Annotated in this window: 18 protein-coding genes; 8 read left to right on the top strand and 10 right to left on the bottom strand. The window is 58.3% G+C overall.

The window, feature by feature from the left end; all coding sequences use genetic code 11:
- Positions 1-214 precede the first annotated feature (214 nt).
- From MHM37_RS07750 to MHM37_RS07735, 4 genes are all read left to right on the top strand, one after another.
- Positions 215-1318, top strand: coding sequence for a polyamine ABC transporter substrate-binding protein (locus MHM37_RS07750; RefSeq protein WP_139525557.1), 1104 nt, complete (start codon positions 215-217; stop codon positions 1316-1318).
- Positions 1319-1413: 95 nt separating this feature from the next.
- Positions 1414-2595 (top strand): polyamine ABC transporter ATP-binding protein, encoded by a 1182-nt coding sequence (gene potA / locus MHM37_RS07745; RefSeq protein ID WP_239296237.1) that lies wholly within the window; start codon positions 1414-1416, stop codon positions 2593-2595.
- Between the two features lie 31 nt (positions 2596-2626).
- A complete protein-coding gene (locus tag MHM37_RS07740) occupies positions 2627-3538 on the top strand; it encodes an ABC transporter permease subunit (protein ID WP_239296268.1) in 912 nt (303 codons plus the stop codon).
- On the top strand, positions 3535-4377 hold the full coding sequence (locus tag MHM37_RS07735) for an ABC transporter permease subunit (RefSeq protein ID WP_139525560.1): 843 nt from the start codon (positions 3535-3537) through the stop codon (positions 4375-4377). Before MHM37_RS07740 ends, MHM37_RS07735 begins: the two co-directional genes overlap by 4 nt.
- A 17-nt stretch (positions 4378-4394) precedes the next feature.
- On the opposite strand, the gene MHM37_RS07730 is transcribed toward MHM37_RS07735, so the two are convergent.
- Positions 4395-4604, bottom strand: coding sequence for a CPXCG motif-containing cysteine-rich protein (locus MHM37_RS07730; protein ID WP_139525561.1), 210 nt, complete (start codon positions 4602-4604; stop codon positions 4395-4397).
- A 160-nt stretch (positions 4605-4764) separates the two neighbouring features.
- On the opposite strand from MHM37_RS07730, the gene MHM37_RS07725 reads away from it, so the two are divergent.
- Positions 4765-5178 (top strand): DUF3617 family protein, encoded by a 414-nt coding sequence (locus tag MHM37_RS07725; protein ID WP_139525562.1) that lies wholly within the window; start codon positions 4765-4767, stop codon positions 5176-5178.
- Positions 5179-5252: 74 nt separating this feature from the next.
- Here MHM37_RS07725 and MHM37_RS07720 read toward each other — a convergent pair whose 3' ends face one another.
- Positions 5253-8393 (bottom strand): efflux RND transporter permease subunit, encoded by a 3141-nt coding sequence (locus MHM37_RS07720; protein ID WP_239296238.1) that lies wholly within the window; start codon positions 8391-8393, stop codon positions 5253-5255.
- Positions 8393-9457, bottom strand: a complete 1065-nt coding sequence (locus tag MHM37_RS07715; protein ID WP_153842410.1) for an efflux RND transporter periplasmic adaptor subunit — start codon at positions 9455-9457, stop codon at positions 8393-8395. Before MHM37_RS07715 ends, MHM37_RS07720 begins: the two co-directional genes overlap by 1 nt.
- 196 nt (positions 9458-9653) lie before the next feature.
- Here MHM37_RS07715 and MHM37_RS07710 point away from each other — a divergent pair, with 196 nt between their 5' ends.
- Positions 9654-10838 carry an NAD(P)/FAD-dependent oxidoreductase gene (locus MHM37_RS07710; protein ID WP_219863231.1) on the top strand — a complete coding sequence of 395 codons (1185 nt, stop codon included), beginning with the start codon at positions 9654-9656 and terminating at the stop codon, positions 10836-10838.
- A 95-nt stretch (positions 10839-10933) separates the two neighbouring features.
- Here the strand turns inward: MHM37_RS07710 and MHM37_RS07705 are convergent, their stop codons facing one another.
- The 4 genes from MHM37_RS07705 to MHM37_RS07690 all read right to left on the bottom strand — a co-directional run bounded on the left by MHM37_RS07705 (position 10934) and on the right by MHM37_RS07690 (position 13051).
- Positions 10934-11233, bottom strand: coding sequence for a YqjK family protein (locus MHM37_RS07705; protein WP_219863233.1), 300 nt, complete (start codon positions 11231-11233; stop codon positions 10934-10936).
- On the bottom strand, positions 11217-11612 hold the full coding sequence (locus MHM37_RS07700) for a phage holin family protein (RefSeq protein WP_153842412.1): 396 nt from the start codon (positions 11610-11612) through the stop codon (positions 11217-11219). The genes MHM37_RS07705 and MHM37_RS07700 overlap by 17 nt, the downstream gene beginning before the upstream one ends.
- Positions 11612-11944, bottom strand: coding sequence for a DUF883 family protein (locus MHM37_RS07695; protein ID WP_139525567.1), 333 nt, complete (start codon positions 11942-11944; stop codon positions 11612-11614). The genes MHM37_RS07700 and MHM37_RS07695 overlap by 1 nt, the downstream gene beginning before the upstream one ends.
- A 75-nt stretch (positions 11945-12019) precedes the next feature.
- Complete coding sequence (locus MHM37_RS07690; RefSeq protein ID WP_139525568.1) at positions 12020-13051, bottom strand: phospholipase A; 1032 nt, start codon at positions 13049-13051, stop codon at positions 12020-12022.
- Between the two features lie 177 nt (positions 13052-13228).
- Here MHM37_RS07690 and mscK point away from each other — a divergent pair, with 177 nt between their 5' ends.
- Positions 13229-16564, top strand: coding sequence for a mechanosensitive channel MscK (gene mscK / locus MHM37_RS07685; RefSeq protein WP_139525569.1), 3336 nt, complete (start codon positions 13229-13231; stop codon positions 16562-16564).
- A gap of 3 nt (positions 16565-16567) precedes the next feature.
- Here mscK and MHM37_RS07680 read toward each other — a convergent pair whose 3' ends face one another.
- Genes MHM37_RS07680 through MHM37_RS07670 form a run of 3 tightly spaced genes read right to left on the bottom strand, consistent with a single transcriptional unit; the run spans position 16568 to position 20632 of the window.
- Entirely contained in the window at positions 16568-17320 is a 753-nt protein-coding gene (locus MHM37_RS07680) for a TlyA family RNA methyltransferase (RefSeq protein ID WP_239296239.1), read from the bottom strand.
- A gap of 33 nt (positions 17321-17353) precedes the next feature.
- Positions 17354-19378, bottom strand: coding sequence for a hypothetical protein (locus tag MHM37_RS07675; RefSeq protein WP_139525571.1), 2025 nt, complete (start codon positions 19376-19378; stop codon positions 17354-17356).
- A 30-nt stretch (positions 19379-19408) separates the two neighbouring features.
- Positions 19409-20632: a carboxylate--amine ligase gene (locus MHM37_RS07670; RefSeq protein WP_139525572.1), complete on the bottom strand. Its 1224-nt coding sequence runs from the start codon at positions 20630-20632 to the stop codon at positions 19409-19411.
- Positions 20633-20840: 208 nt separating this feature from the next.
- Between MHM37_RS07670 and MHM37_RS07665 the strand changes: the two genes are divergently transcribed.
- Positions 20841-21170 (top strand): DUF1820 family protein, encoded by a 330-nt coding sequence (locus MHM37_RS07665; RefSeq protein WP_009100748.1) that lies wholly within the window; start codon positions 20841-20843, stop codon positions 21168-21170.
- Positions 21171-21193: the final 23 nt, after the last annotated feature.

The raw sequence follows: 21193 nt of genomic DNA, 5'->3' as shown, positions 1-21193 counted from the left end.
CGACACTTGTTGTGGGGGCAGTTGGCGCTTAATACAAGAATTTTTCGGTGGCTCTTGCGGTAGGCGGCACTGCACCGCAAAATTCGCACGGTTGCGATAATCGCCTAAGCTGTTTTCAACTGCGTTGGGTTGGCGTACAGGCCTTCCTTCAAAGAGCAGTCGGTTGCCGAACGTGGGCTGTGGTGACGTGAACTTTACATTTAGGAGCAGGTAGATGGGGAACATCCAAAAACTTTCAGCGGCCGTTACGGCCATCTCTTTTGCCGTAGCGGCTGCCGCTGCCCACGCTGAGGAAGTGCGGGTATATAACTGGTCTGACTATATCGCCCCGGAAACGCTGGAGAAGTTCACCGAGCGTACCGGTATCGAAGTGACGTACGATGTGTATGACAGTAACGAAATTCTCGACGCAGCGCTCTTGTCGGGCCGTTCTGGCTACGACGTGGTGGTGCCGTCAACGTACTACTTTACCCGCCAACTCAAAGCGGGCGTTTTCCAGCCGCTGAACCATGAGCTGCTGCCGAACTTGGACAACCTCGACCCGGAGCTGATGGCCAATCTCGAAACCATCGACCCAGGCAGCGAATACTCCGTTCCTTATATGTGGGGCACCAACGGCATCGGTTATAACGTCGAGCGAGTGACCGACATTCTCGGTGACGACGCTCCGTTGGATAGCTGGGCACTGCTGTTCGATCCAGAGATTACCACTAAGCTGAGTGAAGCGGGCTGTGGTCTATCGATGATGGATTCGGGCGATGAAATGCTGTCGCCTGCCATGGTGTACCTTGGCTTGGATCCGCTGAACGAGACCGTCGAAGACATCGAAGCGGCTGGTGAGCTGATTGCCAACGTTCGCGACAACATCACTTACTTCCACTCCTCGCGCTACGTTTCTGACCTCGCTAATGGCGACATTTGCGTGGCGGCGGGTTACTCCGGCGATATCTTCCAGGCCGCTGCGCGTGCCGAAGAGGCGGGTCGTGATTTCACCATTGGCTATAGCATCCCGAAAGAGGGCGCTGCGCTTTGGTTCGACATGATGGCGGTGCCGGCCGATGCGCCGAATCCTGAGAATGCCCACGCGTTCATCAATTTCATTCTCGACCCGGAAATCGCTGCCGAGATCAGCGAGTACGTGCGTTACGCCAACCCCAACTTGGCTGCTAACGAGTATCTCTCTGATGAGCTGATCAACGACCCGGCCATTTACCCTGAGACCGACGTAATGAAGAACCTTTACGTCCAAGTCGAAAAACCCCAGGAGCTGCTGCGTGCTCGAACGCGCACCTGGAACCGCGTCAAATCTGGACGTTAATGCCAATCATCGTCTGACGGCGAGCCGGGCAGCTGCCCGGCTCGCTGTTTGTCTTTTATCGCCCGGTCTTTCGGGCCTTTTGATGGGAGTGGCGAATGGTCACTACGCCCCTGTCGAACGACGTTCCCTCTGCTTCGTCTGCCGTACCTCCTCAGGCTCGCGCCCAGGGCAAGACGCCTCGTTTTGCCGAAGATATCGTTTTAGAGGTCAAGCGTTTGAGCAAGCGGTTCGATGATGCGCTTGCCGTAGATGACGTGAATTTGCAGGTGAAGCGCGGCGAAATTTTTGCCTTGCTCGGCGGCTCTGGCTCGGGTAAGTCGACGCTACTGCGCATGCTGGCGGGGTTCGAGACGCCCAGCGAGGGGCGCATTTTGCTGAGTGGCGAGAACATCACCGAGATGCCACCACATAAACGGCCCATCAACATGATGTTCCAGTCGTATGCGCTGTTTCCGCACATGACCGTGGCCCAAAACATTGCCTTCGGCTTGAAGCAGGACAAGTTGCCGAAAGCCGACATCGAGACGCGCGTGGCTCAGATGCTCAAACTGGTGCACATGGAGCGTTTCGCCAAGCGCAAGCCCCATCAGCTTTCAGGCGGTCAGCGTCAGCGGGTGGCCTTGGCACGCTCTCTCGCCAAGCGACCCAAGCTTCTGCTGCTCGATGAGCCCATGGGCGCGTTGGACAAAAAGCTGCGCACCGAAATGCAGCTGGAGGTGGTCGAGATCATCGAGCAGGTCGGCGTCACCTGCATCATGGTGACCCACGACCAGGAAGAAGCCATGACCATGGCCGACCGCGTGGCGATCATGGCCGACGGCTGGATCGAGCAGGTGGGCTCACCGGTGGATATCTACGAAAGCCCCGCGAGCAGAATGGTGGCTGAATTCGTCGGCACGGTGAATCTGTTCGAAGGGGAGATCATCGAAGACGCCGCCGATCACTGCCGCATCGAATCCCCCGCGCTTTCTCGGCCTATCTATATCGATCACGGTATTACGACCCAAGCGGTCGATCGCCGGGTGTGGGCAGCGTTGCGCCCTGAGAAAATCTGGCTCACCCGCGAACAGCCAACGTGTGAGTACAACTGGGAAGCGGGCAAAGTGGACGATATCGCCTATTTGGGTGGCTACTCGCTCTACTACGTGCGCACCGCCTCCGGGCAGATGATCAAGGTCAGCATGGCCAATACCGAGCGTCGCGGCGACCGCCCCACCTGGGAGGATAGCGTGTACGTTTACTGGGAAGATCACAGCGCTATCGTGCTGAACCGCTAATGCCCAGGTGGATGAGAGGAGATTGCCTATGATGACGCCATCTCGCGTGTCAGGCGTGATCAAGCGGATGCAGCTAGGCCGTCGTGCCGTGATTGCACTTCCGCTGGTGTGGCTGACGCTGTTTTTCCTGCTCCCGTTTGCGCTGGTGCTGAAAATCAGCTTATCCGAATCGGCCATCGCCATACCGCCCTATGGGCCGCTGGTGGAGTATGCCGACCAAACGCTCAACGTTTTTCTGAATTTAGGCAACTATCTGTTTCTGTTGTCCGATTCGCTCTATGTGGCCGCCTACTGGGGGTCGATCAAAACCGCGTTCATTGCCACGGCGGTATGTTTGCTGATTGGCTACCCGATGGCGTATGCCATGGCGCGTGCGCCAGGGCGCTGGCAGCTGGTTCTGCTGCTGTTGGTGATGCTGCCGTCGTGGACGTCGTTTCTGATTCGGGTTTACGCTTGGATGGGCATTCTCAGCAATAGCGGGTTGATCAATAACCTGCTGATGGGGCTTGGTCTCATCGATGCCCCGCTGCGGATGATGAACACGCAATTCTCGGTGATCGTAGGCATCGTCTACGCTTACCTGCCGTTCATGGTGCTGCCGCTGTACGCCCACCTGACGCGTTTGGATAATTCGCTCCTGGAAGCGGCATCGGACCTTGGGTCACGTAAATTCAACACCTTCTTGAAGGTCACGCTGCCGCTCTCGATGGGGGGCATCATTGCGGGCTCGATGCTGGTGTTCATTCCAGCGGTCGGTGAATTCGTGATTCCCGAACTGCTGGGCGGCCCCGATACGTTGATGATTGGTAAGGTGTTGTGGGAAGAGTTCTTCCTCAATCGGGATTGGCCCGTGGCCTCGGCGCTCGCCATGGTCATGCTGCTGCTATTGCTCGTCCCTATCGTGTGGTTCCACCGCTACCAGTCACGGGAGCTTGAAGAATGATCAGATCGCATCGGCGCCCAAGTTTTACCACCGTGATGCTGGTGCTGGGGCTGCTGTTTTTGTACCTACCCATGGTCGTTCTGGTGGTGTATTCGTTCAACGAATCACGCCTGGTGACGGTGTGGGCCGGGTTCTCCACCCAGTGGTACGGTGAGCTGTTCCGCGACCAGCAGATTTTGTCGGCGGTGTGGACCAGTTTGAAGATTGCCTTCTTTGCCGCCAGCATGGCGGTGTGCCTGGGAACGGTAGCGGCCTTCGTCATGACCCGCTACGGACATTTTCGAGGTAAAACGGCACTCTCGAGCATGGTGACCGCGCCGCTGGTAATGCCGGAAGTTATCACCGGTCTGTCGCTGCTGCTGCTGTTCGTGCAAATGGCGCAGCTAATAGGTTGGCCTGCTGACCGTGGCATGGCGACCATTTGGATCGCCCACACTACGTTTTGTAGTGCCTACGTGGCGGTGGTGGTCGCCGCTCGCCTGCGGGAAGTGGACCGCTCTATCGAGGAAGCGGCGATGGATTTGGGCTCGCCCCCGGTCAAGACGTTCTTCTTCGTGACGCTCCCGGTGATCTCCCCGGCGCTGGCCGCTGGCTGGTTGCTGGCGTTTACCCTCTCGCTGGATGACTTGGTCATTGCCAGCTTTGTTTCGGGCCCGGGTGCGAACACGCTGCCGATGGTGGTGTTCTCATCGGTACGGATGGGCGTGTCGCCGAAGATCAACGCGTTGGCGACGTTGATCATTTTGACGGTGTCGTTGGCGACGCTGCTGGCGTGGTATTTCATGCGCCGCAGCGAGGCCAAGCGTCAGGCGGCCATGCAGCAGGCCGAAGGGGCTTGAATAGAGTTCGAGCGCCGCTAGAGCACGTCGTCATCACGGCCGGTGATGACGGCTTCTAGCTCGCCGGTCATCGGTGAAACGATGACTTGAAGTTGGATGGGCGCACAGCACTGATGACAATCTTCCCAGGTATCATGGCTGCCCTGTGAGATGTCGATCACGAAGGTGAGCGGGGTGTCACAATAAGGGCAGTGAAAATCGTGATGGATCAACGCGTCGTCTTGCATGGTGTTTGCCCTTTTTAACGTTACACTGGCTGAAGCATGGACATGATGACTCAGTGTAGCAGTGCGCTTTACAGGCAGGCGCCTGCTGCGCGAATCAGGTAGGATATCAGCGGGTTTTCCCGAATCACCTAGCGAGATGAGAGCGATGATGAAACGATACATGGCAGTTGCGGCCCTAGCGGCCTTCCCAATGGTCGCCCAGGCAGATACACCGAATTTGACGCCCGGCGAGTGGGAGTTCGTCAGCGTAACTAGCGTCAGTGGCGATATGCAGATTCCCGATCAAACCGAAACCGAGCGTCAGTGCATTACCCAGGCAGAACTGGAAGGCGCTGAGTTCGGTTTCATCGAAGAGGAAGAGGGCTGCGAGCTGCTGGACCAAGAGATGAATGCCGATGGCCTCTCCTACAGCATGGTATGCCGCGCAGAGGGTGGCGAAGCCACCATCGATGGCGAAATGCGCTTCATGGGTGAGCAGATCGAAGGCACCGTGGATATTCTGACGCAGTCGCCCATGGGCGAACTGACCATGAACACGACGATCGAAGGCGAGCGTATCGGTAACTGCGAATAAGCACTCCCGTTACGATAGCCTAAACCACCAAGGGCGCCCACTGGGCGCCCTTGGTGTCTCTACTGCCCGTCGATTCATCGCTCTGGCGTTTCCAGCGGCGTGTGTGGCGCCATCGGGGCATTGGCGATCTCCTTTTCGAGCTGGCGCTTGACCGCCCCAGGCGAGCCGGAGTAGCGGGCCAGCAGGTCGTAGGCCACCGGCACGACGAACAGCGTGAAGAGGGTGGCAGCCCCGACGCCTGCCATGATGACCGTGCCGATCACCAGGCGTGACTCGGCCCCCGGGCCGCTGGAGATGATCAGCGGAATGGCACCGGCCATGGTGGTTACGGCGGTCATCAAGATGGGCCGCAAACGCGTCACCGAGGCTTCGATCAGCGCCGAGCGAAACCCCTGGCCCTCATCGCGCAGTTGGTTGGCGAACTCGACGATCAAAATACCGTTCTTGGCCGCCAAACCGATCAGCAGTACTAGGCCGACTTGGCTATAAATATTCAGCGACTGGCCGCTGAGCAGCAGCGCGAGCAGCGCACCGCTCATGGCGAGTGGCACCGTCAGCATGATGACGAAGGGGTGAATCAGGCTCTCGAATTGAGCCGCCAGCACCAAGAAGACCACCACCGCGCCGAGGATCAGCAGAAATGTCGTTGCGCCGCTGGCCTGCTGGAAATCCCGGGAAGGCCCGGCCACGTTGGTTTGTACCTCTTCCGGTAGAAGCGTATCCGCGGCGTCTTGGAGGTAGGCCAGCGCTTCGCCAAGGGGATAGCCGTCAGCGAGGTTTGCTTCGATCGTGATGGCGCGTACCCGGTCAAATCGGTTCAGCGTGCTAGCCCCGGCAAAATCGGACAGTGTCACGAGACTGGCCAGCGGGATCAGTTCGCCCGTGCGCGCCGAGCGCACCTGAATGTTATCCAGCGCTCGCGGGCTGTTTTGGCGGCTGCGGTCGCCTTCCACGATGACGTCGTACTCTTCACCGTCATCTACATAGCGCGTCACGTTACGCCCACCTAGCAGGACTTCTAGTGTGCGGCCTATTTCGGTCACCGTAACGCCCAACGATGCGGCGCGTTCGTAATTGATATCCACCCTTAGCTGGGGCTGGGTTTCGTCGTAGTTGCTCTCGATGGCGGTCAGGCGCGGGTTGTTTTCCCGTACGTGGTTGATCAACCGATCACGCCAGCGGGCAAGATCTTCATAGGTGCCGCCGCCCAAGACGAACTGAACGGGCTTTTGTGTACGCTGGCCAAAGCCTTGGCGCATCACCGGAAAGGCTTGGACGCCAGGCAGCGAGCCAAGCTGTTGGCGCACGTCAGCCATGATCTCCCAGGCACTGCGGCGGCTGCCCCAGTCAGCCATATTGACGATGATGAACCCACTGTTAAAGTTTTCGATATTGCCGAATCCACGCGGGGCGCGCACGACCACGCGTTCCAGCTCGCCGCTCTCTACGAAGGGGGTTAGCCGCGCCTCGATTTCGTCCATGTAGTCCATCATGTAGTCGAATGTGGCGCCTTCGGGCCCATTCACCAGCACGATGAAGTTACCGCGATCCTCCTGGGGGGTGTACTCGTTGGGCAGCGCCGATGCGAGCCACGCCGTACCCGTGATCAGTAAAGCAAACAGCGCCACCACCAGCCATTTGGCTGCCAATACGGTTTCAAGAGCGCATTGATAGCGGCGCTTAGTGCCGTCCAGCAACCACTGTACGCCTTGGCCAATACGACTGTCGTGCATGCCGGGCTTGAGAATCTTGGAGGCCATCATCGGCGTTAGCGTCAGCGCGAGTAGGGTAGAGACGATCACCGCCGCCGCCATGGTCAGGGCAAATTCCGAGAACAGTCGGCCGATGTCGCCTTGCAGCATGCTCAGTGGTACAAAGACGGCGACCAGCACCAGGGTGGTGGCGATCACTGCAAAGGCGATTTGTCGCGTGCCACGAAAGGCGGCCACTAGCGGGGTTTCGCCATAGTCATGCATGCGTCGATTGATGTTCTCGAGTACCACGATGGCGTCGTCCACGATCAGCCCGATGGCCAGCACCAGGGCAAGCAGGGTGAGCAGGTTGATGGAGAAGTTCATTGCGGCCAGCGCCGTGAACGCGCCAATCACGGCAATCGGTACCGTGACGGCGGGGACCAGGGTCGTACGTAGATTGCCTAGGAACAGAAAAATCACGATGACAACAAGGCCCATGGCAATAAAGAGCGTCATGACGACCTGCTCGATGGCACCAGAGACAAACACTGAGGCATCGTAATTGAGGGCAAGCGACATGCCCGCAGGCAGCGTGCCCTGCAGCCGCTCCAGCTCCTGTTGCACCGCCTCAGACAGCTCGATCACGTTGGCGGTGGACTGCATGATCATCCCCAGCCCCACCATGGGCACACCGTTGGCTCGGAACACCGAGCGATCTTCTACTGACCCGACTTCCACGCGGGCGACATCGGCAAGACGTACCAAATAACCGTTGTTGCTTTGAGTGAGCGCTAGGCGCTGAAAATCATCGGCGGTGGCGAAGCTGCGCGGCAGACGGACGATGAACTGACGGTCATCGGACTCGATCGAGCCAGCGGGTAGCTCGACGTTCTCGGCGCGTAATGCGTCTTCTACATCGCCCACGGTTAGGCCGCGAGCCGCCAGTGCGTTACGGTCGAGCCACACGCGCATGGCGTAATCTTGGCCGCCGCCGACACGCACGCGGGCAACGCCGGGTTGCACCGACAGGCTATCAACGAGAAAGCGGTTGGCGTAGTCGGTGAGTTCGGCAATCGAGTAGTCCGCCCCCGACAGGCTCAGCCATACGACGATCTCTTCGCTGCTATCGGCTTTGGTGACTTCTGGGTTGTCGGCGTCGTCTGGGAGGTTGCGCAGCGCGCCGGAGATGCGGTCGCGTATATCGTTTGCCGCGGCGTTGATATCCACGGTGATGGCGAACTCGATTTCGATACGCGAGCGGCCATCTTCACTTTGAGAGGTGATCAGTTCGATACCTTCGACCCCGGCAATACGGTCTTCCAGCACTTGGGTAATACGTGTTTCTACCACGCTTGCTGAGGCGCCGGGGTAGCGTGTATCGATACTAACGATGGGCGGGTCGACCGTGGGATACTCTTGAAGCGGTAAGCGATTGAGCGCCAGCAGTCCAAAGGCGATGATTAGCGCCGCAATCACCATGGCGAGCACGGGCCGCTGGACGGAAATATCGGATAAACGCATTAGCGATCAGCCTCCAGCAGCGAGCGAATATCCGTCGTTTCGTCGGCAATGCCCAGTAGCCTGACCTCTTGGCCTTCTCGGGCGAGCTGTAGGCCGTGGATCACGACCAAGTCGCCTTCACGAAGGCCTTCGAGGATTTCGACCTCGCCACTGCGTCGCTCGCCAATAGCGACCTCACGGCGTTCTAAGCGCGGGGCCTCCTGCTGTTGAATTACCATGACGAAATGGCGGTTGCCACTGGGCTGAAGGGCGGCTTCAGGGAGCACGAGCGTCTCGCGCACGCGCTGTTGCACGATGACCTCCATCAGCATGCCGGGGCGCAATTTCAAGTCGGGGTTGGCAAGCTCGGCGCGAACGTTCACGCTGCGGGAGGTGGGATCGATGCGCGTGCCGATACTAGCAATTTCCCCGCGAAACACCTCGTCTGGATACGCTGCGGTGGTGGCCGTTAGGCTCAGCCCGGCAGAGAGTCGGCCCAAAAACACCTCAGGCAAGGTGAAGTCGAGCTTCATGACGTCGAGCTTGTCGAGGGTCACCAGCGCCATACCTGGGGTGACGAGCGTGCCGACACTGACATCACGAAAGCCGACCCTGCCGCTAAACGGTGCAAGGATACGATAATTCTCGAGTCGCGCTTCTAGCGCTTGGGCATCGGCTTGCGCTTGGCGGAGCTGGGATTGCGTATCTTCGACGTCGGCTCTGGCCGCTAAGTTACGCTGCTGCAGCTGCGAGGCGCGGCCGGATGCATTGCGCCGCTCATCGGTGAGTGCTTGCGCTGCTCTCAATAGTGCCTGCTCTTCGGCATCTTCCAGACGAATGAGTAAGCGGCCACGCTCGACCTGTTCACCATCGTCAAAGTTGATCTCCGCGATGGTGTCGGTGACAGTAGCGGATAATGTCACGCTCTCGTCGGCGCTCAAAGTGCCCAGCGCTTCCAGCGGGTCCGACCAGGTGTCGGACGCTACTTGATACCCAATGACGGGTGGGGGTGTTTGCGCGCTGGCAAGAGTGGCCCAACCAAGCAGTAGTAAGAGGCCACAAAAGGTGCGTTTCGATGCAGGCATAAGTGTCTCGATATCATTCACGGACTGGGTGCTTTACGCTCCACCGTCCAGGCCGGTGTCAGCCCCTAGGCGCAGCGGTGCCGTACCGCCAAGCGAAATATTGTGCTCTTCTTGTACTTTAAGGATGATAATGTACAGCAATGTAGTGCTTTTTACCTGTTAAAATACCCGCCTATTCTTTTTGGGAGCCTTTGTAATGGTCTTCGACGTCGTGGTCATTGGCGCGGGCGCCGCTGGTTTGATGTGCGCGGCGCAGGCAGGCTATGCCGGGCGACGTGTCTTAGTGCTCGACCATGCCAACAAAGCGGGTAAAAAAATCCTAATGTCGGGGGGAGGCCGCTGTAACTTTACCAATCTTGATACGGCGCCCGGGCATTTTTACTCTGAAAATCCTTATTTTTGTATCTCCGCATTAAAACGTTACCGTCCAGAACACTTCGTATCGCTCGTGGAAGCCCATGGCGTCGAGTATGTAGAAAAAGCGCCTGGACAATTGTTTTGCGCCGATTCCGCTAAAGAGATCGTTCGGGTGCTGATGACCGAGTGTGAGTGGGCTGGGGCAGAGGTGGCACTGAAAACCTCCATCTCGCGCGTGGAGCGCCAAGGGGAGGGCATGCGCCTGACCACCTCCATGGGGACCATCGATGCAGGCGTGGTCGTGGTGGCTACAGGGGGGCTCTCCATTCCCACCATGGGGGCGACGGGATTTGGCTACGACATTGCGCGCCAGTTCGGCCTGGAGGTGCTGCCCACTCGCCCCGGCTTGGTGCCGTTTACCCTGAGCGATAGCTGGAAAGAGCGGGTCGCAGCGCTTTCTGGCGTCAGCCTGCCCTCGGCGGTGAGTTGCAAGGAGACGCGCTTTGTCGAGCCGATGCTGTTTACCCACCGAGGGCTGTCTGGCCCCTCCATGCTGCAGATCTCCAGCGTGTGGGAGTCTGGTAGCGCGATTACCATTGACCTCATGCCGGGTGAAAACGTCGCGGAGGCCTTGCGTCATGCGCGGCAGGAAACCCCTAAGCGCCTATTGTCTACCTGGCTTGGCGAGCGTTTTCCCAAGCGCTTTGCCCAAGCATTGCAAGAGTGGTACCCCAACGCAGAGCTGGCTAGTCCGCTGGCCCAGTACAGCAATGAAGCGCTTGATGTGTGGGCTCAGCGGCTCAACCACTGGCAGCTAAAACCGGCGGGTACGGAAGGGTGGCGCACGGCGGAGGTGACGATGGGCGGGGTAAGTACCCATGCTATCTCATCGAAAACTTTCGAAGTCAAAGACCTACCGCAGCTGCGCTTCATTGGTGAGGTGCTGGATGTGACGGGGCAACTAGGCGGCTATAACTTTCAGTGGGCATGGGCTAGCGGTGTTGCCTGTGGACAAGCGTGTTAAGTGTCATCGACACGCATTAAACAAGCCGCTGCGGTAAGTGAGCCGCAGCGGCTTGTCGGATCATCCTTATCGCAGGCGTAGCGGTCAACGGACGATTATGTCGCCACTTTGGCAAGGAGCTTCAACTTTCGAAAGAGCATGTAACCTGCCAGTGCCTTACGACCTAGCACCATGGCACCGCCTGGATGACGTGCAATGCGTAACGCAGCAATGCCGCCAATGGCGTAAAGCGGCAGTTTGATGCTTTTCCAATGACGTTCCAGCGGGGAAGAGGCATGTAGCAACGTGTCGCTATCGACCAGTATGTCGATACGCTGCTGCTCCAGTTCGGCGAGCAGCGCCGCCTTGCGCTCTGCTCGACTGAGTGGTTTAACGACGCTATCGTGACGGGTCATCCTCATTCACCTCTAGCAAGGCCCGGTCCGCCGCAAGCTGCTTTAACGTTTCTTTGAGCAGCGTATGACGCTTGGCTTGACGAAGTGCTATTACGGCGAGTAGTACGCTGAGTGCAATCAGTACACCAGCACTCACGCTGATGGCCGTGAGACGATACGTGTCCCAAAAAAGCACAATGACAAGAGCCGTTAGCGTAGCAATGCCAAGAAGCAGTAATAGCAGGCTGGCACCAGCAAGCAGCAGTAAGACTAATAAGCGGGCGCGCTCTTCCTCTAGTTCCAAAACCGCCAAACGCAGGCGGGTCTCACTGTTGGCAACCAGTGTTTTTAGCAGGCGTTTGGCGGCGGAAAAGACACGTTGGGTAGGACCCAAAGCCATTAGCGACGTCCGAGGAGCATACCAACGACAAGGCCCGCTGCGGCACCAAGGCCGATGCTGGTCCAGGGGTTCTCACGGACGTAACGATCACAGCAATCGACCTGCTCTGAAAGTGTCTCGCGGGTATCTTCGTAAAAACGTTCACCGCGGGCTTCTAGGCGGGCACGGGTATCCTTCAAACGTCGTTCGGCACGCTCACGCAGGTCGCGCATTTCGCCGCTAGCATCCTTGGAGGTGGCGTTCATCAGCTCTTCGACGGTTTCGCTGAGGTGACGCAGATCCTCTTTGAGCTGGTCAGCACGGGCAGAGGTGTCTGTATTACGTTTTGCCATGATGTCTTCCTTTGACGAGTGAATGAGTTACGACTTCAGCATAGCAGTCATCATCATATAGACAACCTTACTGGCTTAACGGTTCAGCCCAGTGGCGCTGAACAGTGGGTTGAGGCTAAAACCAAGGCTCAGGCGATGCACGCGGTGGTTGTAATCGATCATGCTCTCGCCGTAACCGTAGTAATACTGCACATGGGTGCGCACGCCGTTGAACGCGGGCCAGCTGTAATCGATCTGCGTGCCGTAGTTGCCGGCGCTAGGGTTGCCACGCAGTTGACCGGCAAATTCATGGTTGTTTTGCAGGCGCTTGGCGAGGCGAATGTCGCCATAGCCGACGAAGCGCTCGATATCGGGGTTGTCATCATCGCTATCCGACTCGGGCACGCGCCAGTGGGGCGCCAGGGTGAGCGCCCAATCGCCGCTTTGGAAGGTGCTTTCCAAGTACACTCGGTTCCAACTGCGCGAGAGCGGATCGGAGCGGCCATTTGATTGATGGATGAACGACACGCGGTTGCGGGTGTTCACCCATCCCAAGGCACTCCAGGCGTTGTCGAAGTCGATAAACACTTCGGGCTCATAGTTGGTTTCGCGAAACGGCGAGGAGGCATCGGTGTTGTACGCCTGCCACCAGCTACGCTGGGTATACGCAAAGTAAACGTCGCCTATGTCACCGAAGACATTTTCGGCCAAATTGAACTTGGCACTGAATTGAAATTTGACCTCACCACTATCCGGTTGAACGTCGTCTGTGATGCTGCGGAAATTCTCGACGTTTTGATTCGTGTTGTAGCTAATGGGGAACAGATAGTTGGTGCGATGCGTCGTGATGGCGAAGGGGTTACGTGACGACTCTTGTTCCAACTGTCGCCGTTCGCTCAGGTCTTCGAGCGCTACTTCGACTGGCAGCGGCGCTGGTTCGATACCCTGGGCGGCATCTTCGGGTGCTTCGATTTGCTGAAGCTGCTGGCGCAACTGGTAGAGTTCGGTATTGAGCGCTTGAATGCGCGCTTCAATGTCTTCTCGGGAATCGGCTATGGCGCTTTGACTGAGCACGGTCGCGCTCACAAATGTCGCCAAACCGGTGAACAGCAGTTTTCGGGTAACCATCAACGTGGCTCGCAAATTAAGAGTAGAGAGATGCCAGCATTGTTTCTATACATGCCGCTTGTGTAAGTCAACTCCGTATGGCGACGTGCTGACAATATTGCGTCGAGCTGTCTTACCCATGACAATGGCTATCTCGCCCGACATCGCGGGCCGATATGTCTATGAGGCATCCGTCACGTGGTTAGAAATGCCCTGAAAGCCGCCATCGGCTGCCTGTTTGTGGTAGTGCTGTTGGCGGAAACCGCCATCGCTCAAAGCACCTCGATCGAGGGCGTTCCTCCTCAAGCTGAGCTCTCCGAACGCTTGGCAGTCATTGAATCTCTTGAAACTGAGCCTACCGCTGAGCAGCAGCGTGACCAAGCGGCGTTGACCGCTGCATTGCAGGCATATGAGCGGCTCCAAGCGATCGAAGAGCGTCAGCAGGCACTCGAGCAGCGGGTCAGTCAGGCGCCTGAGCAGTTGCTACGCCTGGAGCGTGAGCTCAACGCTGCGCAAGAGGAGAGTCTGCAGCTGTCGGTCGATAACCTTAGCGATATGCCTTTAGAGGCTTTGGAAGCCGAACAAGCGGATGCCGTGATCGAACTGCAGCAGCTCCAGAGCCAAATGGCCGAGGTGAATTCCCAACTCCTTGCGGCGCAAACGCTGCCCGAGCGGGCGCAACAGGCCATTTCCGAGGCGCTGCAGCGGGCTGAAACACTGCGTCGTGAGCACGATACCCGAGCCGCGCTGCTCGCCGACCGCCAGCTTTCGGCCCGTGAGGATGCGCAGCTCATTCAGTGGCGCTTAGAGCGAGCGGTGGCCGAGCAAGAGGTCACCCTGAACCAGCGGGAGTTGAGCGCTAACAGTCGCCTGCGCGAGCTGGCTCAGCAGCGTCGTGACCTGATTGCCTTGCAAATCGACCAGCAAGAGCAGCAGCTCAACCTGCTCCAGGGCGTGATCGACCGCCAGCGACGTCTTCAGTCTGAACAGGCCATTGCCGACGCCGCCAAGAACGATCCATTGATCGCCGAGGGGCACCCTGTCGTGCTGAATGCACAGCAGATCAACCAAACGCTTAGCCTGGAGCTATTGCGGGCGACGGACCGTGCCAATGGCATCGTGCGCGAAAACATCGAGGCGCAGCGCCAGTTGGAGCATGTTCGCCAGCTCCAGCGCAGCCTCAACGAGCAGATGGAGGCGATTCGCGGCAGCCAACTGTTGTCGCGTATTCTTCGCGAACAGCGTCAATCGCTACCCGTTGTGGTGCCGCGCCGGGATTTGCAAGATGAGATCGCCGATCTGCGTTTGAAGCAGTTCGATCTCATCCGCCAGCGCGATCAACTCCGGCAGGGCGAGCGACTGGCAGCTCAGCGCCTGGAAGAGGCTGGCGTCGATGTCACGCCAGGGCTGGTGGATTCTCTGACCCGCTTGTATCAATCCCGACGCGAGCTGGTCGAGCAGCTCGAACAAGCATACGGCAACCTATTGAGCTCGGCTATCGAGCTACAGCTCAATCAGCAGCAGCTGCTCAGCACGACACAAGATTTACGCACTACCATCGATGAGCAGCTGTTTTGGGTGGCCAACAGTCGTCCTCTAGATGTGAACTGGCTGCGCCAACTGCCCCAGCATCTTCAGCAGGAGTGGCGGGAAGGGGAGTGGCGCGCGGTGTTGCCTACTCGTTGGAAAGGGCTCTCATGGGACATGTTGGTGGGCGCGCCACTGCTGCTGTTGAGCGTGGTTTTAATCGCTTTGCGCGGGCATATCAAAGCGCGTTTGGCGCTGATTCATTCACAAATTGGCCGTTTGAAGAGCGATACCCAGCTGCATACCCCCAAGGCCGTTTTGCTCAATGCACTGCTGGCGGTACCAGGCCCGCTGGCGTTGGCTGGCACGGGCGTAGCCCTACGTACGGCGGAAGGCGGTCTGGCCCTTGGACTGGCACCGGCGCTGCTGCAGCTTGGTTTGAGCTGGTTCGTGGTAGCCCTTGGGCGGCGACTGCTGGTGCCCGACGGCGTCGCCGAGCGTCACTTTACCTGGTCACCGGCGTACAACGCGCGGCTGCGTCGCTTGTTGATTGGGCTGGGCATGGCGCTGGTACCGGTCGTGGCCATTGCGGCCATGTCTGAACAGATGGAGACCCCCTTGGCCCAGCGCCCTGTCGCCATGGCACTGTTCATGGGGGGGCTGCTTGCCATGGCGTGGTCGCTGACGCAGCTCATCCTGGCCCATGTCCCAATCTTTGGTGTGCGGCTTTTCAGGCTGATCTTGGGGCTCGCCATGGCCGCCGTTCCACTGGTGCTGATGGGCCTGGTTGCCTGGGGCTACGAGTACACGGCGCTCAGGCTGGTAGCGCGTTTTGCCATTACGCTCTACCTATTAGGGCTTTGGGTGGTAGTGGAGGCGACGGTGGTGCGTAGTTTGGCCGTTGCCGCCCGCCGCTTGGCCTACCGCCGAGCGCTGGCCAGACGGCGCGCCCAGGTGCAAGAGGGTGCCGAAGGCGGGCTCGAGGTAGTCGAAGAGCCGCCGCTGGATATGGAAAAGATCAACGCTCAGTCGCTGCGGCTCTCCAAGCTGATTCTGCTGATTGGTTTCAGTGCGCTGCTCTATTTGGTGTGGTCGGACCTGCTCTCGGTGTTGGGTTACTTGGACCAGGTATCGCTTTGGGACGCGGGCGAAGGCGATCTGGTCGATGATGCTCTCTCCATTTCGGATTTTTTTACGGCGCTGCTGGTGGTGGCTGTCACGTTCATCATGGCGAGTAACCTGCCAGGACTGCTCGAAGTCATGGTGCTCTCTCGCTTGGCGCTCAAGCAGGGCAGCGCTTATGCGATTAGCTCACTGCTCTCTTACACCATCGTAGGCACCGGGATCGTCATGTCGCTGGCGACCTTGGGGGTCTCTTGGGACAAGCTGCAGTGGCTGGTGGCGGCGCTGAGTGTGGGTTTGGGGTTTGGCTTGCAAGAGATCTTTGCCAACTTCATTTCGGGATTGATCATTCTGTTCGAGCGCCCCATTCGTATCGGCGACACCATTACGCTAGGGAACCTTCACGGCACGGTCAGCCGGATTCGCATTCGGGCGACCACGGTGACCGACTTCGACCGCAAAGAGATCATCATTCCCAACAAAACGTTCGTGACCGACCAACTGATCAACTGGTCGCTCTCCGACAACGTGACCCGCGTGGTGCTCACCTACGGCGTCTCCCACGGTTCGGATTTACCACTCGTGCATAGACTGTTACGTCAAGCTGCCGATGAGAACGCACGCGTATTGGATGACCCGGAGCCGCAGGTGTTCTGCTTGAGCTATGGGCCACACAGCCTGAATTTCGAACTGCGTATTTTTGTCAATGACCTACTGGACCGCTTGTTTGCTGCCGACGAGGTGAACTGCCGGGTGGACGAGCTGTTCAAGGAGGCTGGAGTGAAAATCGCCTTCGAGCAGTTGGACGTATGGCTACATCGTGAGCAGGGAGAGCCGGTGAACGTGCAGTCGGATTCGACTCTCCCGCCCGCTACCTTGAGCTGATCGCTACCGCTTGCTGGCAAATAGTAGAAACTCCCGATTGCCGTCGCTGCCGGTAATCGGGCTCTCTTGCCAGTGACTGATGACGAGGCCGCACTGCTCGCAGGCGTCGCGTATGTGGTGTTCTACCTCTTGATAGCGCTGCGGGTCGCGCACGATGCCGCGCTTATCCAGCGCGCCTGGGTCGAGTTCGAACTGCGGCTTGACCAGGGAGAGGAGCTGCCCGCTGGGTGGCAGCAGTGCGGCAACCTCAGGCAAGATCAGGGTCTGGGAAATAAACGAAACATCCATGACCGCAAGATCAATGGGCCGTTCGGCGAGGGTGTTCAATAGCGCCGCTGCACCGCTCATATAGCGGGCGTTGAGTCCTTCTAGGCACGTCACACGAGGGTCGCTGCGCAGGTGGCTGGCGAGTTGGTCGTGGCACACTTCCACACCAATGACGTGGCGCGCGCCGAACTGCAGGGCGCAGTCGGTAAAGCCCCCCGTCGATTGACCAATATCCAGCACGCCTCGCTCGTCGAGGCGCATATTTAACGTCAGTAGCACGCTCTCCAGCTTGAGCCCCGCCCGAGAGGCGTAGCGCTCCTCTGGGTCTGCGTCGATGCGTAGCGGCGTATCGGAGGGCCATTTCTCCGATGGTTTGCTCAGCGGCTTACCGTTGCTCAAAAAAACGCGCCCGTTTTTGATCAGTCGTTGGGCACGGGTACGAGAACTGGCCAGCCCTTGGCTGACCAACAGTTGGTCGAGTCGTATCATGGTGGTCATGTCTGTGATGGTAAAGCGCCCGGGTTATTGGGGCCCCTGGTCAGCCTGTAGCGCGGCGGAAGGGAGACGAGTCGCTCCCCAACTACGATGCAGATATCCCTTCACGCGGTCGAGCTCCTCGGTGGATACCGTCGCCAGTTCGCCGCGCTCTAAGGGGTCGTAGTGGTAAATATAGAGTCGCGAGGTGAACTGCTCGAAGGGCAGGGATGCCTCGCCAAAGCGCTCGCCGTTGCCGGACGTGCTGACCTTGACCCCGTCGCCCCAATCTTGGCCACTGTCGTTGTTGGGATTGTAGAAGTAGACCCGCATGATGTCGTTGGGGTCTAGCGAGGCGCGCAAAATCGTAATGGCGTGCCAGCCAATAAACCGTGCGGCGCTGTCGGTCACGGCAATACCCGCAGGCTGGGGATGAATCAACGGCTGGTTGCCGTTGTAGTACGGATGATAGCTGGCATAAAAATGGCGGACGAAACTATCGACCTCGGCCAACTGGCCGGTCGCGACATCGACATTGATGCTGAAGCCACGGCCAGACCACCAGCCATGAAATTCAGGGTTGACCCAACGGTGTGGATCGCCCTCGCGACCTAAGCAGCGACGTCCCATCTCGGCATAAATTCGGTCCAGATGGGGCACTACGATCAGTGACACCGGATCGAGATCCATCGGCAGCTCGGTAGCCACGCCCGAGATACTCTCGTTGGAGGAAATCGGCTGGCCTTCGAAGTGCATGATGATTTCATCGTCCCGCGCCGCCCAAGTCACCATCTGCAGCAGATAGTCCGGGTCGTTATAGGCCCACATGGAGAGTGCCCGCGCCGATTGGCAGGTAGGGTTGTTACCCTGACCGACACCCAGCGGTAGCCCTAGCATGCACAATACACCCTCGATGAGCCGTGCACGGGGTGAGGCTACCTCGCCATACGCCAGGGTCAAACGCGCCTCGGCCCACTCGGAGAGTTGAAGGTTGAGCTGACGCCACATGGCGGGTGCGACAGGCGGTTGATAGAGGATGCCGCGTTCTAGTAAAAGTGCCAGACCGTACACCGCCTGCGCGGTGGCCGGGTAAACACCGCTGCGAATCAGTGCATGCACCAGCTCTCGGTAGCAGAGCAAACAGTCGCGGCCGGTGGAGGAGAGCCCAAGGGCTTCGGAGAGCAGGTGGTCGCCCTCTTCTAGCAGGTAGCGTAATAGCACCGCATGGTAAGGAGATACCAGGCCGGTATCGTGCATGGCGCGGGCAAAACCAATGGATTCTGCCTGAAGCGTGGCGTTATCCATTCGCTCCAGACGCCCTCGGTAGATATCGATGCCGGGATCTTCCCGGCAGGCTTGTGTCGGGCCATATAGCGAGCTGACGAGTCGATCCGCGCCATGGCCGCTGGCCCCTAGATCGATGTCTGGATTGGCTTGGCAGAGTGCAATCTGGGTGATCATCTGTTTAATGGCATCGACCTGAATCGGGCGCTGCTTGAGAATGCGCCAGATCTCATCGATCAACTGATCGATGACGTACTCATAGCCGATACGCTCGGCCAGATGGTGAAACAGCTGACGAGAAATGTTGGCTAAGCGCCCTTGGGTCTCTCGCTCGGCTTCGCTGGGTGCGTTGAAGAGCAGCCACAGATTGATCGCCATGACCTGGGTAAGGTAGTGATGGGCATGCTCTTGAGAAACGAGCGGGTGGGCATAATCGCCCTTGGCGACGGCGAGAAGCCGTAATTCGCTGAGCGCTTCGATGACGACCACGTTGGCATCGGCGCTTTTCAGCGAGAAGGTCGTCAAAGTAGGTACCAAAAACTGAGGAGTTGCCCAATCGGAACCTTCAAAGACCCCGGCAGACTCGATATCCATCGAGCGATGCTCCAGAGCGGCACATCCGCCTGCTTGAAGGAGCACGCGGCGTGCAGTGTCGAGCACGCGGGGGAGCTTTGACGGTTTAGAAAAGGTTGGCGCCTGCGAAAGCAGGCGCAATGCATCATCGAATTTGCTCAGTAGTCCAGCAAGCTTGCCATCTTGTGTGGCAGTAGCCTCGTGCTTGGTCGTCACGGTGACTCCTTATCCCAGCGTAAGCGGGGATTATACATAGAAGTCGAGATCTTCTTGGCGTTTGAGGAGATCGCGAATCGTATGTGCATCGTCACCCTTAAAGTAGATCAACCCCCAGTGAGTGCCAAAGGCGGTGCGTTTCGTGACGGTCTCTTCCAGCGGTGGGGTCAGCTCGTGAGACTCGAAGTAGGGGTGATCTTCCGTCTCTTCTGGAATCTCTAGGCGGCTCACGACGCGGCGGCGTGGATAGACGCCGAAGCAGCCTGCAAAGCCGTCGGCATCGACGATCTCTTTCGGGAAGAACTCAGCCACTTCTTCTTTGGTGCTTTTCGGGTCGAAGACCAGCATGGACGCCTGATAGGCGTTAAAGCCGTAAACCCGCTCCAACAGTTCGAAGACTTTGAAGCCCGGCGGACGGTAGGCGACCTCACCAAAGTACATCTCACCGTCGCTGGTGACGAAGTATTCGGGGTGAATCAGACCGAATTCGATATCGAAGGCTTTGATCAGTTTTTCGATCTGCGCGGTGATTTGCGCGCGATACTTCTCCAATTCTGGGGAAGCAGGCACGAAGACCGAGTAGCCCAGCGTGACGTACTCGGAAATGTTCAAAAAGGCGATTTTGCCATCGTGAATCCACGCTTCTACCGCGAACTCCCAGCCATCCAGGTGTGACTCCATCAGGACTGGAAACTCCTCCTCGGGGATCGTATCGACTTCGTCAGGGGTACGAATGACCCGGTGGCCCAAACAACCCGCTTTGTCGAAGGCCTTGAGGTGGATGGGGTCGTTGGGGTCGCCATCGAGCTTCAACAGCGTCTGGTTGACGCGCTTGAGAAAGCGGATGACATCCTCTTTGTCGTGGGCTTCTTCGAAAATGCCCACCCGAATGCCACCAAGCTGTGCGCGGCGTTTCATGAGTGCCTTATCACGCAGTAGCAGCGACTGGCCGTAAAGACGCGGATTGTCGAGCAGCACCGAGTTGATGGCCCCCGCCCACTCCACGGTCTCTTCGAATAGGGGGATCGCCACGTCGACGCCTTTTTCCTTGAGCGTTTCGGCGATCTCCATGGAGCGGTCATTGAGGCGCTCGAAGTTCCAAGGGACGTAGGGAATGTCGTGCTTTTGGCAGTACTCCTCCGCCCAGTCGGGTGCCACCACGATATATCGGCGGTCAAAGTTTTCCGCCGCTTCGATCGCATTGAGGCTCCAGCCTAAGAGGGCGATATAGCCCTTATTGGGATCCTTTTGCATGGTGTTGACTCCTCTGGGGTGATGAATGGTCTTGCCAACTGCTCTCTTCACCATACACGACCCGAACCATTCTGGGCTAATTAGCAGCTTCTGAAGCGAAAATAGCGGGAATTCGCCCACGTTAGCGATGTCTGCTAAAGAGCCCAGCGCGAATATGGTAGGCTTGCCCAGTAACGATACGTTCAAGTGGCAAGAGGATTAGGCCAAGATGGCGGCCAAGCCGATCTACCGTGTAGTGGTTCACCAGCAGGGTGAAATTTGGGATTTATACGTCAGAGAGATCTTTCAAAGCGAACTCTGGGGCTTTATTGAAGTCGAGGAGTTTGTCTTTGACGATGCGTCGCGGGTGGTGGTGGATCCAGGAGCGGAAAAACTGCAGCGAACCTTCGAGGGAGTGAAGCGTAGCTACCTGCCGTTGAATGCCATTGTGCGGATCGATGAGGTAGAGCGTGAAGGCCCGTTGAAAGCCGTGAAAAGTGATGCTCGCGTCGCAGAGTTTCCTCGTCCCTTCCCGTTACCGCCCCGCGGGGAAGGGTAAGCGCCTAAGACATGCGCAACGCT

Origin of the sequence: Halomonas sp. MMH1-48 (genome assembly GCF_022348105.1) — a bacterium.
Lineage (GTDB): Bacteria > Pseudomonadota > Gammaproteobacteria > Pseudomonadales > Halomonadaceae > Vreelandella > Vreelandella piezotolerans.
Note: the sequence above shows the minus strand (reverse complement) of the source record. Positions and strands in the feature narration are given on the sequence as shown.

What these genes read in the sequence shown, in the direction of transcription:
- MHM37_RS07750 (WP_139525557.1), top strand. Translation starts at nt 215, where the DNA reads ATGGGGAACATCCAAAAACTTTCAGCGGCCGTTACGGCCATCTCTTTT.
- potA (WP_239296237.1), top strand. Translation starts at nt 1,414, where the DNA reads ATGGTCACTACGCCCCTGTCGAACGACGTTCCCTCTGCTTCGTCTGCC.
- MHM37_RS07740 (WP_239296268.1), top strand. Translation starts at nt 2,627, where the DNA reads ATGACGCCATCTCGCGTGTCAGGCGTGATCAAGCGGATGCAGCTAGGC.
- MHM37_RS07735 (WP_139525560.1), top strand. Translation starts at nt 3,535, where the DNA reads ATGATCAGATCGCATCGGCGCCCAAGTTTTACCACCGTGATGCTGGTG.
- MHM37_RS07730 (WP_139525561.1), bottom strand. Translation starts at nt 4,604, where the DNA reads ATGCAAGACGACGCGTTGATCCATCACGATTTTCACTGCCCTTATTGT.
- MHM37_RS07725 (WP_139525562.1), top strand. Translation starts at nt 4,765, where the DNA reads ATGGCAGTTGCGGCCCTAGCGGCCTTCCCAATGGTCGCCCAGGCAGAT.
- MHM37_RS07720 (WP_239296238.1), bottom strand. Translation starts at nt 8,393, where the DNA reads ATGCGTTTATCCGATATTTCCGTCCAGCGGCCCGTGCTCGCCATGGTG.
- MHM37_RS07715 (WP_153842410.1), bottom strand. Translation starts at nt 9,457, where the DNA reads ATGCCTGCATCGAAACGCACCTTTTGTGGCCTCTTACTACTGCTTGGT.
- MHM37_RS07710 (WP_219863231.1), top strand. Translation starts at nt 9,654, where the DNA reads ATGGTCTTCGACGTCGTGGTCATTGGCGCGGGCGCCGCTGGTTTGATG.
- MHM37_RS07705 (WP_219863233.1), bottom strand. Translation starts at nt 11,233, where the DNA reads ATGACCCGTCACGATAGCGTCGTTAAACCACTCAGTCGAGCAGAGCGC.
- MHM37_RS07700 (WP_153842412.1), bottom strand. Translation starts at nt 11,612, where the DNA reads ATGGCTTTGGGTCCTACCCAACGTGTCTTTTCCGCCGCCAAACGCCTG.
- MHM37_RS07695 (WP_139525567.1), bottom strand. Translation starts at nt 11,944, where the DNA reads ATGGCAAAACGTAATACAGACACCTCTGCCCGTGCTGACCAGCTCAAA.
- MHM37_RS07690 (WP_139525568.1), bottom strand. Translation starts at nt 13,051, where the DNA reads ATGGTTACCCGAAAACTGCTGTTCACCGGTTTGGCGACATTTGTGAGC.
- MHM37_RS07680 (WP_239296239.1), bottom strand. Translation starts at nt 17,320, where the DNA reads ATGATACGACTCGACCAACTGTTGGTCAGCCAAGGGCTGGCCAGTTCT.
- MHM37_RS07670 (WP_139525572.1), bottom strand. Translation starts at nt 20,632, where the DNA reads ATGCAAAAGGATCCCAATAAGGGCTATATCGCCCTCTTAGGCTGGAGC.
- MHM37_RS07665 (WP_009100748.1), top strand. Translation starts at nt 20,841, where the DNA reads ATGGCGGCCAAGCCGATCTACCGTGTAGTGGTTCACCAGCAGGGTGAA.